This window comes from Bryocella elongata (assembly GCF_900108185.1).
In the GTDB taxonomy this organism is placed as follows: domain Bacteria; phylum Acidobacteriota; class Terriglobia; order Terriglobales; family Acidobacteriaceae; genus Granulicella; species Granulicella elongata.
The window spans coordinates 1,144,118-1,160,421 of the sequence record NZ_FNVA01000001.1; the positions used below are offsets into that span (position 1 = coordinate 1,144,118).

General features: G+C 64.7%; 9 protein-coding genes. 4 read left to right on the forward strand and 5 right to left on the reverse strand.

What is annotated here, in order from left to right; translation table 11 throughout:
• Positions 1-64: 64 nt before the first annotated feature.
• Entirely contained in the window at positions 65-1,264 is a 1,200-nt protein-coding gene (locus C4S68_RS04675; RefSeq protein ID WP_103931796.1) for a pyridoxal phosphate-dependent aminotransferase, read from the reverse strand.
• A gap of 22 nt (positions 1,265-1,286) precedes the next feature.
• Between C4S68_RS04675 and C4S68_RS04680 the strand changes: the two genes are divergently transcribed.
• Together C4S68_RS04680 and C4S68_RS04685 are read left to right on the forward strand one after the other, a co-directional pair.
• Positions 1,287-1,910, forward strand: coding sequence for an HAD family hydrolase (locus C4S68_RS04680; RefSeq protein ID WP_103931797.1), 624 nt, complete (start codon positions 1,287-1,289; stop codon positions 1,908-1,910).
• 148 nt (positions 1,911-2,058) lie between these two features.
• Positions 2,059-8,007, forward strand: a complete 5,949-nt coding sequence (locus tag C4S68_RS04685; protein ID WP_146072010.1) for a beta strand repeat-containing protein — start codon at positions 2,059-2,061, stop codon at positions 8,005-8,007.
• A 6-nt stretch (positions 8,008-8,013) separates the two neighbouring features.
• On the opposite strand, the gene ribB is transcribed toward C4S68_RS04685, so the two are convergent.
• The 4 genes from ribB to C4S68_RS04705 all read right to left on the reverse strand — a co-directional run bounded on the left by ribB (position 8,014) and on the right by C4S68_RS04705 (position 12,398).
• Positions 8,014-9,264, reverse strand: a complete 1,251-nt coding sequence (ribB, locus tag C4S68_RS04690) for a 3,4-dihydroxy-2-butanone-4-phosphate synthase (protein WP_103931799.1) — start codon at positions 9,262-9,264, stop codon at positions 8,014-8,016.
• 116 nt (positions 9,265-9,380) lie between these two features.
• Positions 9,381-10,280 carry an EamA family transporter gene (locus tag C4S68_RS04695; protein WP_103931800.1) on the reverse strand — a complete coding sequence of 300 codons (900 nt, stop codon included), beginning with the start codon at positions 10,278-10,280 and terminating at the stop codon, positions 9,381-9,383.
• 130 nt (positions 10,281-10,410) lie between these two features.
• Positions 10,411-10,638, reverse strand: coding sequence for a hypothetical protein (locus C4S68_RS04700; RefSeq protein WP_103931801.1), 228 nt, complete (start codon positions 10,636-10,638; stop codon positions 10,411-10,413).
• 194 nt (positions 10,639-10,832) lie between these two features.
• Entirely contained in the window at positions 10,833-12,398 is a 1,566-nt protein-coding gene (locus C4S68_RS04705; RefSeq protein ID WP_103931802.1) for a S10 family peptidase, read from the reverse strand.
• 173 nt (positions 12,399-12,571) lie between these two features.
• On the opposite strand from C4S68_RS04705, the gene C4S68_RS04710 reads away from it, so the two are divergent.
• Both C4S68_RS04710 and glmU read left to right on the forward strand, forming a co-directional pair.
• On the forward strand, positions 12,572-14,707 hold the full coding sequence (locus C4S68_RS04710) for a RecQ family ATP-dependent DNA helicase (protein WP_103931803.1): 2,136 nt from the start codon (positions 12,572-12,574) through the stop codon (positions 14,705-14,707).
• 69 nt (positions 14,708-14,776) lie between these two features.
• Positions 14,777-16,288 (forward strand): bifunctional UDP-N-acetylglucosamine diphosphorylase/glucosamine-1-phosphate N-acetyltransferase GlmU, encoded by a 1,512-nt coding sequence (gene glmU / locus C4S68_RS04715; protein WP_103932191.1) that lies wholly within the window; start codon positions 14,777-14,779, stop codon positions 16,286-16,288.
• The last annotated feature ends 16 nt before the right edge of the window (positions 16,289-16,304 follow it).

Consider the following 16,304-nt stretch of genomic DNA (forward strand, 5'->3'; position numbering starts at 1 on the left):
GCAGATGAAGCTTTAGAGGTATGAGGGGCGAGGCCAAAGCAGGGCGCGATTCCTGGGGTAACGCTCAGTCGATGGGCAGGAGTTCGAGGCCTGCGCTCCAGATCTCCGGCGGCGTCAGCAGACTGAGCACGCAACGCCCTGCACCCAGACCGTAGAAGTCCCCCGGCTGCACCAGCACACCTTGATGCAGGGCACCGAGAGCGAAATCGGCCAACTCGCCATTCGTGATCGCACGGTCCCGAGGTACACGCAGGATCGCCGTCCAGCCACCCTCCAGCGGCATACGCTGCGCCTGGGTGTCCTTCAGGCGCTGGTCGAGTAGCGCGAGGTTCGCTGTGACACGCTCGCGAATCTGCCGCTGCATCGCTTCGCGTGCCCGGAGCCATGGCTGCAACGACCACTGGGTGGGTGCGTTGACGGAGAGGAAGGTGTCGGCGATGATCTCGATACGCTCCATCGCCGCGCGCACCACGGCCTTCGGTCCGGAAGCCGCTATCCAGGAAAGCTTCATCTGCGGCAGAGCGCAGACCTTGCTCAGTCCGCTGAGCACGAAGGTCAGCGCCTCACCACCATCGGCGAAGGTCTTCGCATCTGCGCCACCGATGGCGTAGTCAAGAAAGACCTCGTCGACGATGAGGGCGAGAGAGTGCTTCGCGCACAGGCGATCGAGCTGCGCGCGCTCTTCCGGCGATACCAGGCTTCCAGTGGGATTGTTGGGATGGACGACGATGATGGCCCGCGTGCGCTCGCCGATGAGCTCCTCCAACGCCTGGAAGTCGATGTGCCAGGCGTGGTCTCCGTCGATGGTCGCACCGGGATCGAGCCATAGCGGATACTCTCGGAGGCGCACAGCATCGAGCTGCGCGATGTAGTCAAACAGCGGATAGCTGGGACGCGCAATCAGCACCTCATCGCCTGGGTTGCAAAGCAGCCGGAAGAGGAAGCTGTAGGCTTCGCTGGTGCTGGTGGTGAGGCAGAGAGTCTCAATCGCGAGATCGACGCCGTGGTCGCGATAGTACCGGGCGACGGCCTCTCGCGCATGCGCCATGCCGAGCGAGTCCGGCTCGTACCGCATGGCGTTGGGACTCGCCAGGGGAGCGAGCCACAGCGCGGGATCGTAGTGAAATCCGCAAAAGGTGGGATTGGATGCGGTGAGGTCGAAGAGCTCACGTCCCTGTGCACGTGCCAGCGCCCGCGCGTCGCGGGTCGCCACGGTCAGGGTGTTTTCTTCAAGCTCCCAGCTGGTTCGTTCGGAGAATTTCATCGTTCCCTACAATGGTGTCACGATGCCGTCCTCTCAGCCGATCCGCGCCGTCCTCTTTGACTATGGCCAGGTGCTCAGCACCGCACCGGTTCCAGCCGCCTGGGAGCGACTCAAGGCCGTGTTCGGCGCGGACGAGGAGGCGTTTCACACCGCCTATTGGCGTCATCGCCATGACTACGACCGCGGTACGTTGAACGCGGACACTTACTGGTCTGCGGTCGCCAGCGACCTGGGGCGGACCATCACCGCCGAGCAGGAAGAGACGCTCCGCAAGGCCGATACCGACCTCTGGACGCAGCTGAATGAGCCGATGGTGGCGTGGGCCGGCTCGCTTCCGGCACGTGGGCTGAAGCGCGGCATCCTCTCCAACATCGGCGATGCGATGGAGCACGGTGTGCTCGAACGCTGCCCCTGGCTAAAGGACTTCGACCACCTGACCTTCTCGCACCGGTTGAAGATCGCCAAGCCGGAGGCCGCGATCTACGAGCATGCAGCGCAGGGACTGGGCGTCGCGCCGGAAGAGATTCTCTTCCTCGACGACCGCGCGGAGAACATTGCGGCCGCTCGCGCCGCCGGCATGCGGGCGATCCAATATACGGACCACGCGGCCTTTATTCGCGAGATCGAAGCGCTGGGACTGGCGTAGACGGCGGCTCTATAGCGCAGACCGGTTCCGATTCGGGACCTGGTTGAGCCCTGACTCATCTTCGTTTTATCTTCGTACACCGCGACTGTACTGATTTGCATTCGTATGGAGACAGGCCGCACGCGGAGTGACCAGCGGCCGCTCTGCGATGACCCTGCGAACCCGTGTGCACCCTTCCCTGCTGCTCGCCCTCCTAGCCATCATGGCGTGTCTGGGCGGGGTCGAATCGGCTGCGGCGCAGGCGGTGAACGCTACGCAGGCTGTTACGTTGCAGGGGCTTCGCACTTCAGGCGGCCATGGGGCGTTTCGCGCGGCGGCATTTGGTCCAAACGGGAACCTGTACGTCTTGCTCGACCAGCACGACGGCGTCCGCGTACTGGAGTTCAACTCGAGCGCGACACAGGTGCTTGCTCAAACGCAGCAGGGGGCGACCGGGGATGCCGGGCTCGCGATGGCCTTCGATCCAGCCGGAAACCTTTACGTCACCGGCACGACGAGCAGTTCGACCCTCGCCGGCACCGGAGGGGCAGCCTTCCCAACTCGCGCGGACAACTCGACGAACAGCTTTCTGGCGAAGTATGACGCGAACCTGAACCTCGCCTTCCTGACCTTCCTGGGATCACGCGCCACGGCAGCAGCGAGCGTTGCGGCAACGGCTGACGCGGTCTTCGTCACGGGCATCACCTTCAATCCTTCGTTCCCGGTCACTTCGGCGGGGCTGCAGCAGGCACCGGCCGAAGGCTCGAGCGAGAACGGCTTCGTGGAACGCTTCAGCACCGACGGCACGACTCTGGTCTACGCCACGTATCTCACGGGAGTGAACGGCAACACCGTGCCCGCGGCGATCGCGGCGGACACCACTGATGACGCGTACATTGCCGGCGCCACGAGCTCCAGCGGCTATCCCACCTTCGCCGCGCTTGTACCCGAGATGATCGGCGATGCCACAACGACGGCAGGGTTCCTCACCAGGCTGAATCCGACGGGAAGCGCCCTTGTCTTCTCCAGCTTCATTCCCGGGACGGGCATCACGGGCATGGCTCTGGATCATGCGACCAACTCCCTGCTGCTTGCGGGGAACGTGGCACCCGGGCAGTTCCCTATCGCAACCGTATCGGGCCCGTTGACCTCGGCGAGCTACCAGTCGGTGCTGCGCCTTCCACTGGACGGGCAAAGCGTTACGGGCTCGGCGATCACGGTTCCGGCCAGCGCCAGCTTTGTCACGCCTGCCGGCGGCGGCACAGCGTGGGTCTCGGCGTCGATTTCGACGCCGCTCTTTCCCGGAGCGACGCCGCCCGGCTACAGCCTGGGAGATTCCGCTCTCTTGCATCTCAACTCGGCTTACGGCTTCGACCAGACGCTGCGCTTCGGGGGCCTGCCCACCAGCAACGCGGGTTACGCCACGGTGACCAGCGCGCCCGCGGCGCCCGCCGTGAGCAACGCGGGCACCACAGCCGCTCTCCCCATGGTCGAGAGCGTGACGATCAGCGGCGCGCTCGCCACCAGCGAGGCCTTTGACCTTCCCTTGGCAGCAGCCCCAAGCACCGCTCTGCCCAACGCCCTGCACGATGCGGTCACCGGCGCGGCATGTGGCAGCGGGCAATGCACGGCATCCGCGGGGCTGCTGGCGCTGGTGGAGACGGCCAGCTCGCAGCCCAGCCTTGCGCTCTCCGTGGACAGCCTGCCGAACCTTATCCTGAGGAACCTGGGGTCAGCCACGGCGACAGGCCTCGGCTTCGCGATCAGCGGCTACTCGCTGTCTGCGACAACCTGCGGCACGACGCTGGCTCCGTCGAGCCAATGCATGCTCACGGTAGCGGGCACTGGCCCGGGCTCGTTGACGGTCTCTTCCTCCAACGCGGATACGCAGACGTTCAGCCTCCCCGCGACCACAGCAACCGCCAGTGCCATTGCGTTGAGCACCTTCGAGCTTGACTTCGGGATCGTGACCTCAACGAGCTCCCCTGCTACGGAGACGCTCACCATCACCAACCTGACAGGAACGCCGCAGAGCTTTCCGGTGAAGCCTGACGGGGGCGCATCGAGCACGCCTTATGCGCTCTCGGCGAGCTCCACGGACTGCGCAGCTGGCACTGGAGCGGGCACCTTTGTGGTGGCCGCATCGTCGAGTTGCCACGTCGTGTTCTCGCTCACGGCATCGTCGTCGATCGACACCGCAGTGCGCCAGCCATGGCTGGTGGGGACACGTGACGTGATCCTTACCGGCTGGTCGCAGGTCTCGGCCCTGAACCTTTCGGCGCAGGAGGTCGACTTCGGCGTGCAGTTCGCTGGGGCTTCGTCGATACGGCTTCCGCGCTACCTTTACCTCTCCAACGACGGCAGCACGGCGATCGCGCACACCCGGGCGGGGCTCCCGGCGAGCTCTCCATTCAGCGTCAGCGACGGCTGCCCAACGGTCCTCGATCCGCACACCGTTTGTCAGATCGCGATCGGTTACAACGCTCCATCGACGACGAGCGAAGATACAGCCACGCTCAACCTTGACGACGGGTTGAGCGTACTGATTGCAGGCCAGACAAGGCCCCAGCAAGGCACGACAGGCAGCGCGACAAACCCAAGCCTGTCCGTGAGCCCGAGCGCGATCTCGTTCGCGACCCCGGTGGTCACGACGGGATACTCGTCCACCACGCAGACGATCACCGTGAGCAATACCGGGGCAGTTCCGCTCGCGCCGTCGCTGGCTGTCAACGGTGACTTCACGATGGCCAGCGGCTGCGGAGCCACCCTGGCCGCCGGAGCAAGTTGCCAGGCGCTGCTTACCTTTGCGCCTTCGCAGCCCGGAGCGCGCAGCGGCGTGCTCAGCATCTCGACGGGCACAACGTTCGCGCCTACTGTCGTTTCCCTCAGCGGCACCGCGCTTCCGATTCTTCCGTCGAACAACGGCAACCTGAGCCTTGGTCAGACGTACGCTGGTGAACCGCTGGTCGCGTGGTACCTGGTGCAACAGCCGCTGACGTCGCTTACGGTCGCCAGCGCCAGCCCTCAGTTCAGCGTTGTGCTTGAGCCCAACACCGGCAGCGCGCCGACTGCGATCTCTCCGGCGGCCTTTGCGCAGACTGTGTCTGGCGCCTGCAACGGCTGCTACCTTGGCGTGCGCTTTCTCTCGCAGACTGCGGGCGCGCAGTCGGTGTCGCTGAGCTTCAACACGATCAGCGGAGGCAACTCGTACGTGGTCGGCCTCAGCGCGACTGCGATGCCGGTGCAGGGGCTGCTGCTCTCCCCCACGGTGCGGGACTTTGGCCCGCTTGCGGTCAACAGCTCCTCTGCGCCCATCGTCTTCACGCTTGCGAACCTGCTGGCTTCTCCTGCAACTGCGAACATCCAGACGGTGGCTGCGACGGGCGACTTCCATGTCGTCACGAATCAGAGTGGGGGTGCGGCCTGCTCGGGTGCGCTGGTCGAAACGGGCTCCTGCTTTGTCGCGGTCCAGTTCGCTCCCACGGCGACCGGCGACCGGACCGGGACTCTCACCATCGCGACCGATCAAGGAACCGTCACGGCAAGCCTGACCGGCTTCGGTCTCTCCGATCCGGGGTTTGCTCTCTCATCCAATGCACTGACCTTCACCAACGCACCGAACAGCACGGCGACGCAGCAGCAGATCACGCTGACGAATACCGGCAGCGTGAACCTCAGCATCGGCACACCTCTCAGCAGCGATGCGAGCTTCACCGCAACCTCGACCTGCGGAGCGCTTGCCGTGCAGGCGACATGCACAGTCACCGTCACCTTCGCACCGCAAAGTGCAACGGTAAGCGCCACGCTTTCGATCCCCGTCACATCCACCATCAACGGCCAGGTCAGTACGACGACCTACACGGTCCCGCTCACGGGCTCTTACACCACGCAGCAGGCAGGCCTTGAGCTCGTGCCCGGGCAGGTGAACTTCGGCTCCGCAGCGACAGCAACAGCCGGGACGACGAGGTTGTTCACCCTGAACAACCTGACCGCGAAGGCGCTTGTGGTCTCGTTTACCGCGCCGCGCAACTTCCCGCTCGACGCCCCTGCGCCTTGCCCCACGATCGCAGCCAATGCCAGCTGCACGTTCACCGTCGACTATCTTCCTTTGACCGCCGGCGCTCTCACCGGAACGCTCTTTGCGAATGGAGCGCCTGCGGATGGGACCGCTGTGGACGGCGCCAGTGCCGTCCAGGCGCTTGCGTATCTGCAGGGCTATGGAACAGGCAGCGCTTCACTCAGCCTCTCCGGCAGCAATGCTCCAGGGGCGCCACTGAACTTTGGCCAGGCGACAAGCGGCCAAACCACGACGCAGACAATCGTCGTGACGAACAACGGGACCGCACCCCTGAACGTGCTTCGGGTCGTGAGCCAGCCGCCTTTCCTCGCCACGACTACCTGCGGAACCGTTCTCGCGCCTTCGGCTACCTGCAACATCGTGCTCACTTATGCGCCGATCTACGAGGTCGCAACGGGGACCTCCGCGACACCGCGGAACGATGCGGGGCTGCTCACCATCGAGAGCGACGCTGTCTCGAGCCCCGACGTGCTGGAGCTCATTGGCACCGCCGGAGCCGTCATATCACCGAGCCCTGCGAGCAGCGCGGTCGTCGCTGCGTACTCATTGTCGGAGCAATCGCTGACATTTCCTCCCACCGGTATCGGCAATGCTTCGGCACCGCAGACCGTGACGCTCACTAACACGGGAACGACGTTGCTGGGAATGAGCGGCATCCATGCACCGGCGGACTTCACCACGACCTCCACGTGCGGTGCGCTGGTGCCTTCTGCCACGTGCACCCTCAGTGTCACCTTCACACCGACGACCGCAAGCACCGCAACAACGCGAGCCGAAGCCATCGGGATCGTCACGAACGGGTCGGCGGCGCTGGACTTCATCAGCGTCGTCGGCAGCGCGGGCACGTCGGAGTTGCAGCTGAACCCCACCACGGTCGCGTTTGGAACGGTGAACGTTGGGGCTACCGGCACCGCGTCCGTGACGGTCATGAACTCCGGCACGACGCCGGTCGTATTCAATGCAGTCGCTGCCACGGGAGCGTTCACCGCAAGCGCGGGTACGTGCCCTCTGCCGGGAGCTTCCCTGGCTGTGGGCGCAACCTGCACGCTCAGCGTGGGCTTCTCCCCGACGATCCAAGGAACAGCGACAGGCACGCTCAGCCTCTCGACGAGTGCGGGGACTCAGCCGCTCACGGTCCAGCTGACGGGAACCGCAGTCATTGCCACCTTGACCGTCGTACCGGGAGCTTTGGCTTTCAGCACGATCGCTCTGGGATCTTCCGGAACGCTGAACCTGACGTTGACCAACACGGGCACCGCGCCGGTGGCCAACATCTCCGCGTCGATTTCAGGGAGCAACGCTGCGGACTTCTCGGTGATTACGCCCTGCCCCGGCACTTTGCAGCCGGGAGCTTTCTGCACGGCCATCGTCAGCTTTACGCCTGCGGCTGGCGGTTCGCGAGCGGCTACCCTGACGGTCTCCAGCTCCGATCCCAGTGGACCGGCGATCATCCCGCTGTCCGGCGCAGGAGTGACACTGGCCGGCTCTTTTGCCCTCACGGTCAACGGCGGACAGACAACCGCATCGGCGACGGTCGCGAGCGGTTCGCCTGCGGTCTTTCCGCTGACGCTCACCCCGATCAATGGCTTTACCGGGACGGTGGCACTCACCTGCACCGCGATCGCCGGGGGGCAGTACGCCACGTGCTCGATCGCTCCATCGACGCTCACGATCACCGCAGGAGCACAGCCCTCCACGGCGACGATCAATACGATCACCAAGCTCGTGACGAGTCTGCGCCCCGGATGGAGTATCGGGCTGACGACACTTCCGGTGGTTGGGATGCTGCTGCTGGGTGGGGCGCGGCGCAGAAGATCTTACGTGGCCACGGTGGTGCTGCTGGCCGGGTTTGGGCTTTCCGCCACGCTCGCGCTGGCAGGATGCGGCGGGAAGTCTGCGCCGCTGACGGGCACCGGGAGCGGTGGAAGTTCCGGCACGCTCAACACGCCTGCCGGAAGCTACCAGTACGTCGTCACCGCAACCTCAACCAGTGGGACCACGATTACATCCAGCGTGACCCTGAACCTGACAGTGCAGTAACGGTGTTTAGCAGGCGTCGGGCTCTTCGACTGCAGCCTTCGTACTCGTTGCGCGCTCAGGGACAGGGATCGCCTGCTGCCCGACGATCTCGATGCCATAGCCGTGCAGCGCTGGAACGTGCGTGGGGTGGTTGGTGAGGAGGCGAATCTTTCTGACGCCCAGATCCGAAAGGATCTGGCCACCGAGGCCAACCTGCCGCAGGACGCGAAGTTCGCGCGAGTCGCGCTCAACCGGCGCCGATGCCGGGCGGCCTCCGCTCTGATGCAGGATCAAACGGTTGGGCATGGGATTGCGGTCGATCCCAAAGCCGCGTTGCGTGTGATGCAGGTACAGGAGGATGCCGGCGCCGGACTTTGCGATGGCCTCCATCGAGGCTTCGACCGTGGCGTGGCAGTCGCAGAGCTTTGAGCCGAAGACGTTTCCCGCCAGGCAATGGGTGTGCACGCGAACCAGCAGCGGTTCGCCTCTCTTCGTGGCTTCGGCAATATCGCCGTAGACCAGCGCAACATGGGATTCCGCACCGTCGGCGGCGTCTGCTGGAGCCATTCCCGGCGAGCTGTTGTAGGCGATCATGCGGAACTCGCCGTGCTCGGTCGGCAGCACGCCTTCGCCAGAGCGCGAAACGTAGCGCTCATGCTGCAGGCGGTACTTGATGAGCTCTGCGACGGTGACCATCTTCATGTCGTGCTCGCGGCAGAACTGGATCAGGTCGGGCACACGAGCCATCGTGCCATCGTCGTTCATGATCTCGCAGATCACTCCTGCGGGAATGAGGCCTGCAATCCGAGCGAGATCGACCGAAGCCTCGGTCTGCCCGGCGCGCACCAGGACACCGCCGCGACGGGCGCGAAGCGGAAAGACATGTCCGGGCCGCGCGAGGTCGGTCGGCGAGGTTCCGGGGGAGATGGCCACCTGGATGGTGTGGGCACGATCGGCAGCGCTGATGCCGGTCGTCACACCCTCACGGGCTTCGATGGTCTCGGTAAAGGCGGTGCCGAATCGCGAGGTGTTGTCCTGGGTCATGGGGCCGAGGCGCAGAAAGTCGGCGCGTTCTTCGGTCAGCGTCAGGCAGATGAGCCCACGACCAAACTTCGCCATGAAGTTGATGACCTCAGGCGTGCAGAACTCGGCAGCGAGCGTGAGGTCGCCCTCGTTTTCGCGGTCCTCGTCGTCGATGACGACCACCATGCGCCCTGCCTGCATTTCAGCAACGGCCTCAGGAATAGACGAGAACGGGGACTTGGGCGAATCGGGCATGGTGAGACTCCTTCTCCTCCAGTATCGCGCCTCCGCCGGACTTCGGTCACGTGTCAGACCCGGCGTGAAACGGTATCCGCGGAAAGTCCCGTAAAGCTATGGCAGACGATGTCCCCTCAGGCTCGTGTGGGCCTGATGGCGGCGTCCCTGCCGAGAAGGGTGATGAGCACCCCCGCGACGATGACTCCGCAGGCCACATACTGTCGCGGCGAGAGTGTCTCGCCCGCCAGTACCGCGCCAAGGATCAGAGCCAGGACGGGGTTCACGTAGGCATAGCTGGCGACCCGCCGGGCAGGTTCATGCTGGAGGAGGTAGACGTACGCGCTGAAGGCCAGAAGCGAGGCGAAGAAGATCAGGTAGAGCATGCTCCAGATGACCTTTGGAGTGAACGCCACGATTGAGACGTGCCCCCACTCCCGGGAAGCTCCGGAGAGCGCGAGCAAGGCCAGTCCTCCCACGGTCATCTGCCAGCCTGCCAGGACAGGCCGAGATTTGGGGAGCGTCAGTCGCGTGCTCAGGACCGTCCCGAACGCCCAGAAGGTCGCCGCCAGGAATCCGAGCAGTACATAGCGGTTCAGACCTTTGTGGGTGACGAGGAAGTTCGCCGGCAGACTGAGGGCTACGACTCCACCGAGTCCGAGGAGCAACCCCAGTCCCGTCATCGCGGTCATACGGACGCGACGAACCCAAAGCCACTCGAACACAAAGATCTGTGCCGGGATCGTGGCAGCGGTAACAGCCGCCAACCCCGACACCAGCCTCTGCTCGATGAGGAACAGCAGAGCGTAGTCTCCGACGAAGAGAATGAGCGCGACGACAATCAGGTTGCGCCACTCGATGCCCTTCGGCTGGGTCAACCGCCGGGCGAAGGCGTAGGCCACAAGCAGCAGTCCGGCCAGGAAGAAGCGCACTCCGGCGGCGAAGATCGGCGGGACGTCCGCCACCACCACCCGGATGGCGAGGAAGGATGCTCCCCAAAAGAGATAGATCGCCGCATAGGCGAGCACACGCTGCATGGGGGAATTGTATGAGTTGATCTCTTGGGATCGGTTTGTCCCTGTCGCATCGGCGGAAGATGCCCGGAACGAACAAACCCCGCCGAGGTGGCGGGGTCTGCGTGGTACGTCTGAAGAGAGCCGGACGAATCTACAGCGTCGACTCGATCTCGAAGCCCCAGGCTTCAAGCAACGCTTCAGGGATGTACTTGGAGTTCTTGTTACGGCGGGCCCACTCGCGCAGGCGAGTCGAACGGACGTACTGGTCCGGGGTCAGCTTGTACTCCTTCACAATCTGCTCGAAGGAAGTGATGGTCGGAACGACGGGGCCGATCGGTTCGGGCTTGCCCCAGTTAGGATTGCCGCGGCGCTTTGCCAAGTTCTTGGGTCCTTTCCACGCCGGGACAGCGTCCCGGGCGAACACCTTAGTTTACCATCTTTTGACGCGAAATCCCCCATTCCGGCTCGGAGGGCCCAGGCCGGCTTCCGGGAACTGCTGTGAGCGCCGCCTTCTCGGCTAAAAAAGCGAAGGCCGCCAGCTCCCGGAGGAACTGGCGGCTCGCGTTCTGGTGCTTACTTGCGGAGAGCCGTGGGGTACCACTTCTCCAGGTCGTCGTGCATCTGGTGCAGCGCGTCGACGTTGAGGTACACCATGTGCCCGGCCGGGTAGTAGCCGAAGCTGACGTTGGTCTTGATGTTGTCCGGCAGCATCATCTGGGCCAGATCATGCTCGGTCCCGAAGAACGGAGTGGCGAGATCGAACCAGCCGTTGGCCGAGAAGACCTTCAGCGCAGGGTTCTTGCGCATCGCGTCCGCGAGGTCGATGACGGTGTCAGGCTGAGGCATGCCGCCGCCGCCACCGCCGCCAAATCCGCGCATGCCGGAGGGCTGATGATGCCAGTCCCAACCGCCGTTGCCGCCCGAGCTCAGCTTGTAGGGCTCGGAGGTCGTGTAGTTGAGCTGGGTCATGAGGTAGGTGTGGAAGGCATCGACGAAGGGGCCGGAGATTCCGGTGTCCGAAGGATCGAAGCTGGCTGTCTCTTCGACGCCATCTGCGTCCGGTCCGAGGAAGCGAGCGTCGTAGCGGCCCATCTGCTCTTCCTGGTCGCGGAGAAGTTCGGCGCGGAAGTGCGAGGCCTCGATGCGGAGGTGCGACTTCTTGACGTAGTCCACGCTGAGGCCGGTGAAGGCCGCAACCTTCGCCGCCATGGCGTCGAACTCGGCCTTGGGCAGCATGTCGCCCTGCTCAAGCGCGTTCAGATACTCGCCGCGGGCGAAGACGCGGGCCTTCTGTACGAAGTCCTGCATCGTGCCCGTGTGCGGCACCTTGTTGTGATACCAGGCGATTGCGGCGTAGCTGGGCAGATAGGTAATCTCTGCAATGTCATAGCCAGGAGACCGCATGTAGTAGTTGAGGATCGACGAGAGCAGGACGACCCCGTTGAACTGGACGCCGTCGTTGTTCAGCGCAGCCACCAGTGCGGCCGAGCGGGGCGTCCCGTAGCTCTCACCGAAGAGGTACTTGGGCGAGTTCCAACGCTGGTTGATCGTGATGTAGCGCTCGATGAACTTGCGGAAGGCCGCAACGTCCTGATCGACGCCGGCGAAGTCCGACGCCTTGCCCTTGCCTGCGAGGCGCGAGAAGCCAGTCATCGGAGCGTCGATGAAGACGAGGTCCGACTTGTCGAGCAGGCTGTACTCGTTGTTCACCCAGGGGTGCGGCGCGGGGCGGGTCGCCTTGGGGCTGTCGGTCTCCACGCGCACCGGGCTGAAGGAGCCCATGTGCAGCCAGATGGTCGCCGAACCGGGGCCGCCGTTGTAGAAGAACGTGACCGGGCGGTCTTCGGACTTGGCGCCGTCGGCCGTGTAGGCGACGTAGAACATGCTGCCGATGGCCTTGTCGTCGTTGTCGTTGATCAGCAGGTTGCCAGCCGAGGCGGTGTAGTGGATCGTCTTGCCGCCACCGGTCCACTCATGCTGGGTCTTGACTTCCTTTTCAGGAGGAATGGGGAGCCCCGGAGCCTCACCGGCTGCGGGAGCAGCGTCGGCAGCAGGCCGTGTGGGGCGCTGGGCAAACATGGGCGAGCAGGTCAGGCCCAGGACAGCAGGCAACAGGGATGCGGTAACCAGGCGGCGCATTGCGTACAGCCTCCAGATGGAGTTGAGTTTTGGGTGTTGAGTGGTAGACGGAGCTTGATGCAGTGGAGTCTCACGGAGCGCCCCCTGATATCTCAATCCGCCCTGAAACCTTCCTGCTGTGGAGATGCGGTACCAGTGGGCGGCAAAGAATATGCGAAGATTAGGCCAGACCGATGCCTGCCGATGCGACCCTGACCGAACTAAGTGAGCTGCTGCACCGGGTCTTCGGGCATCGCGAGTTCCGGCCCCACCAGCAGAAGGTCTGCGAGGCTGCCGCCAGTGGGCGGGATGTCCTGCTCGTAATGCCAACGGGCGCCGGAAAGAGCCTCTGCTATCAGCTCCCGGCTCTGGCCCTCGGAGCCGCAGACACAAGCGACCCTGACGATGCCTTCGAGGCTCCAGGAGAGCAGTCGCAGCTGGAGCCGGGCAGGTTGCGTCGCCGGACCGGCCTTGTCATCTCCCCTCTCATCGCGTTGATGGACGATCAGGCCTCCAAGCTGGAGCAGCTTGGCCTGCGCGTGGGACGGGTACATTCCGGGCTCGACCGCGAACAAGCTCGGGCGGCCTGCCGGGCCTATCTCGATGGAGAGCTGGACTTCCTCTTCATCGCCCCCGAACGCCTGCGAGTCCCTGGCTTCCCGGAGATGCTGGCTCGCCGGAAACCAGCTCTAGTAGCGGTTGATGAAGCGCATTGCATCTCGCAGTGGGGACATGACTTTCGCCCCGACTACCGCACCCTCGGCCAACACCTGCAGGCGTTGCGCCCGGCGCCGATCATCGCGCTCACGGCGACAGCTACTCCCGAGGTTCAGAAGGACATCGTTCGCCAGCTCGCCCTTGAGGATGCTGCCGTCTTCATCACCGGCTTCCGCCGCACGAACCTCGCCGTAGAGGTCATCGAGCTCTCCAAGCCTCAGCGCGCTGAGTACACGATGAACCTGCTGCGCGAGAAGGCGGCACGGCCAGCGATCGTCTATGCCGCAAGCCGCAAGCAGGCCGAGGAGCTGGCCGGTACGCTGGGCAAGAAGTTTCCCGCTGCCGCGTACCACGCCGGACTGGAGCCCGCGACCCGTGAGCGCGTTGCCAGGGCGTTTGCTTCGGGAGAGCTGGAGGTCGTCGTTGCCACGGTCGCCTTCGGCATGGGCGTCGACAAGGCCGACGTGCGCACCGTGATCCACGTCGCGCTTCCTTCCACAGTCGAGGCCTTTTATCAGGAGATCGGCCGCGCCGGCCGCGACGGCAACCTCTCCCGCACGGTGCTGCTGCACAGCTTCGCCGACCGCAAGACGCAGGAGTTCTTCCTGGAGAAGAGCTATCCGGAGGTTCGAGAGCTGGAGCGCGTGGCGGCGATGCTGACCGACGAGCCCGTGGCGATGGAGTCCCTATGCAAGCCGCTGCGAATGGACCTCGAGACCGTCCAGCGCGCCATCGAGAAGCTCACCGGGAACGGCGTCGCCTATGTCGAGATGAACGGCGAGGTACGCCGCGCTGCGGAGCCGCCGCGGGCCATGCGCTGGACTGCCGACTACGAGTTGCAGGTGGCGCATCGCCGCTCGCAGATCGACCGCATGATCGCCTTCGCCGAGGGCACCGACTGCCGCATGGCCGCGCTGGTGCGGCACTTCGGCGACACCAGCGACCGCATCGTGAGCTGCGGCCTTTGCGACATCTGCAAGCCCAATGAAGCGTCGATGCGTGATCCCACGCGCGAAGAACTCGGCTGGATGCGGCAGGCGCTCGCGTCGCTTGTGTCCCGCTCGACCTCCACCGGCAAGCTCTTCACCGAGATCGCTCCCCGCGCCGACCGCCGCGACTTCGACCGGGTGCTCGACGCCCTGGCCCGCGCGGGCATGCTGACCATCGCCGCCGACACCTTCAAGGCAGAGGATGGTCGCGAGATCAGCTACCGAAAGGCGACGGTGACCTACGAGGGCCGCACCGCGGACGCCGCGGACCTGGACACCGTCCGGCTGCGTGATGAGACCTCGGGCCTGAAGAGCGCGCCTCCCCGCAAGGCCTCCCGAACCAGCGCGCAAAGTCGCGGAGACCGGGTGAGTGCGCCTGCTGCCGCCGAGGTCGAGCTCAGCACAGAGCAGAAGGCTCTCGAAGAGCGGCTCCGCAATTGGCGTCGCGACGAGGCCAAAGCTGCGGGCCGACCATCCTTCTTCGTGATGGCCGACTCTGTGCTCCGCTCCATTGCCTTCTCCATGCCGAAGTCCATTCCGGAGCTGGAACGCATCAAGGGCATCGGGCCGGAGAAGCTCGACCGCTATGGTGCAGCCATTGTGGGACTTTGCCGCGAGGGCTGACCTTCAGCGGGCAGCCGAATGACTTGTGCTCCATCGCCGACATCTCAAGATGAGATGATGGTGGGCGATATGGACACCAACGCATTCGGCGTAGCAATCCTCGCGGCTGGCAAAGGCACTCGGCTCAAATCAAAGCGTCCCAAGGTACTGCATGAGATCGGCGGGCAGTCGCTGCTTCGCCATGTCATCGCAGCGGCGAAGAGCGTGGCTGCGCCTCAGGAGATCTTCTGCATCATCGGCCACGAGGCCGAGAAGGTGCGTGCGGCTGTCGCAGACACCGGGGTACGTTTCGTGCTCCAGACCGAGCAGCGCGGCACAGGACACGCCATGCAGGTGGTCAAGGAGGAGTTTGCACGGCTGGCCGCTGCGGGCGAGAAGCTTCCCGAGCACCTGATGGTGCTCTCCGGCGACGTGCCGCTGATCCGCCCCACGACCCTTGAGGCCCTCGCCAGCTTTCATCGCGGCGAGGACGCGGCGATGACCATCCTGACTGCCGAACCGCATGATCCCTTCGGCTACGGCCGGGTGATTCGCAAGGGCGGTCCCGGCTCCAGCTACGCTCGCGAGGGCCGCGAAGCTCCCTCGGCTCCGGGCATCGTCGAAGCCATCGTCGAGCAGAGGGACCTGAAGCCGGAGCAGCGCAGCGTGCGCGAGATCAACTCGGGCATCTACTGCTTTCGCACCTCGGCGCTGTTCAACTACCTGGATCGCCTGAGCACCAACAATGCCAACGGAGAGTACTACCTGACCGACGTGGCGGGGTTGATGGTCGCCGAAGGCCTGCGCGTCGTCGCTCTCAAGGCTGAGAGCGTGGATGAGGTGCTCGGCGCCAACACCATCGCCGAGATGATGCACCTGGACGCTGCCATGCGTCGTGCGATTGCTGGCAAGCTGATGGCGCAGGGTGTCACCATCTTCCGGCCAGATACCTGCGTCATCGACTCCGAGGTCGAGATCGGCGCGGATACGGTGATCGAGCCCTTCGTGCAGATCCTGGGCCTGACGAAGATCGGCCCGGACTGCCGCGTGCGCTCCTACTCCGTCATCAAGGACTCCGTGATCGGCGCTGGCACCCTCATCCGCAACGGCGTGCTCATGGAAGACGCCATCATTGGCGAGGCAGCGCTGATCGGCCCCTACGCCCACATCCGCCCAGGCAGCGATATCGGCGAGGCCGCCCACATCGGCAACTTCGTCGAGACCAAAAAGATGCAGCTGGGCAGGGGCTCCAAGGCCAACCACCTCAGCTATCTCGGCGACGCCGTCATCGGCTCAGGCGTGAACATCGGAGCGGGAGCCATTACCTGCAACTACGACGGCGTGCACAAGCACACGACGACCATCGGCGATGGCGTCTTCATCGGCTCCGACTCCACGCTGGTCGCGCCGATGACAGTCGGCGACGGAGCGTACGTCGCGGCCGGTTCCTGCATCACAGACGATGTGCCCGCTGGCGCTCTGGCCCTTGGCCGCAGCCGTCAGGTGACCAAGGAAGGCTGGGCCACCGCAAAGAAAGCCGAACGCGATGCCGGGAAGGTCAGCGCCGACCCGGCCGCCGACGCGATCAAGGGCAAGGTCTAGGCCCGCTGCGGCAGCC

Coding starts and splice junctions, on each gene's coding strand:
- C4S68_RS04675 (WP_103931796.1), bottom strand. CDS start 1,264: ATGAAATTCTCCGAACGAACCAGCTGGGAGCTTGAAGAAAACACCCTG.
- C4S68_RS04680 (WP_103931797.1), top strand. CDS start 1,287: ATGCCGTCCTCTCAGCCGATCCGCGCCGTCCTCTTTGACTATGGCCAG.
- C4S68_RS04685 (WP_146072010.1), top strand. CDS start 2,059: ATGACCCTGCGAACCCGTGTGCACCCTTCCCTGCTGCTCGCCCTCCTA.
- ribB (WP_103931799.1), bottom strand. CDS start 9,264: ATGCCCGATTCGCCCAAGTCCCCGTTCTCGTCTATTCCTGAGGCCGTT.
- C4S68_RS04695 (WP_103931800.1), bottom strand. CDS start 10,280: ATGCAGCGTGTGCTCGCCTATGCGGCGATCTATCTCTTTTGGGGAGCA.
- C4S68_RS04705 (WP_103931802.1), bottom strand. CDS start 12,398: ATGCGCCGCCTGGTTACCGCATCCCTGTTGCCTGCTGTCCTGGGCCTG.
- C4S68_RS04710 (WP_103931803.1), top strand. CDS start 12,572: ATGCCTGCCGATGCGACCCTGACCGAACTAAGTGAGCTGCTGCACCGG.
- glmU (WP_103932191.1), top strand. CDS start 14,777: ATGGACACCAACGCATTCGGCGTAGCAATCCTCGCGGCTGGCAAAGGC.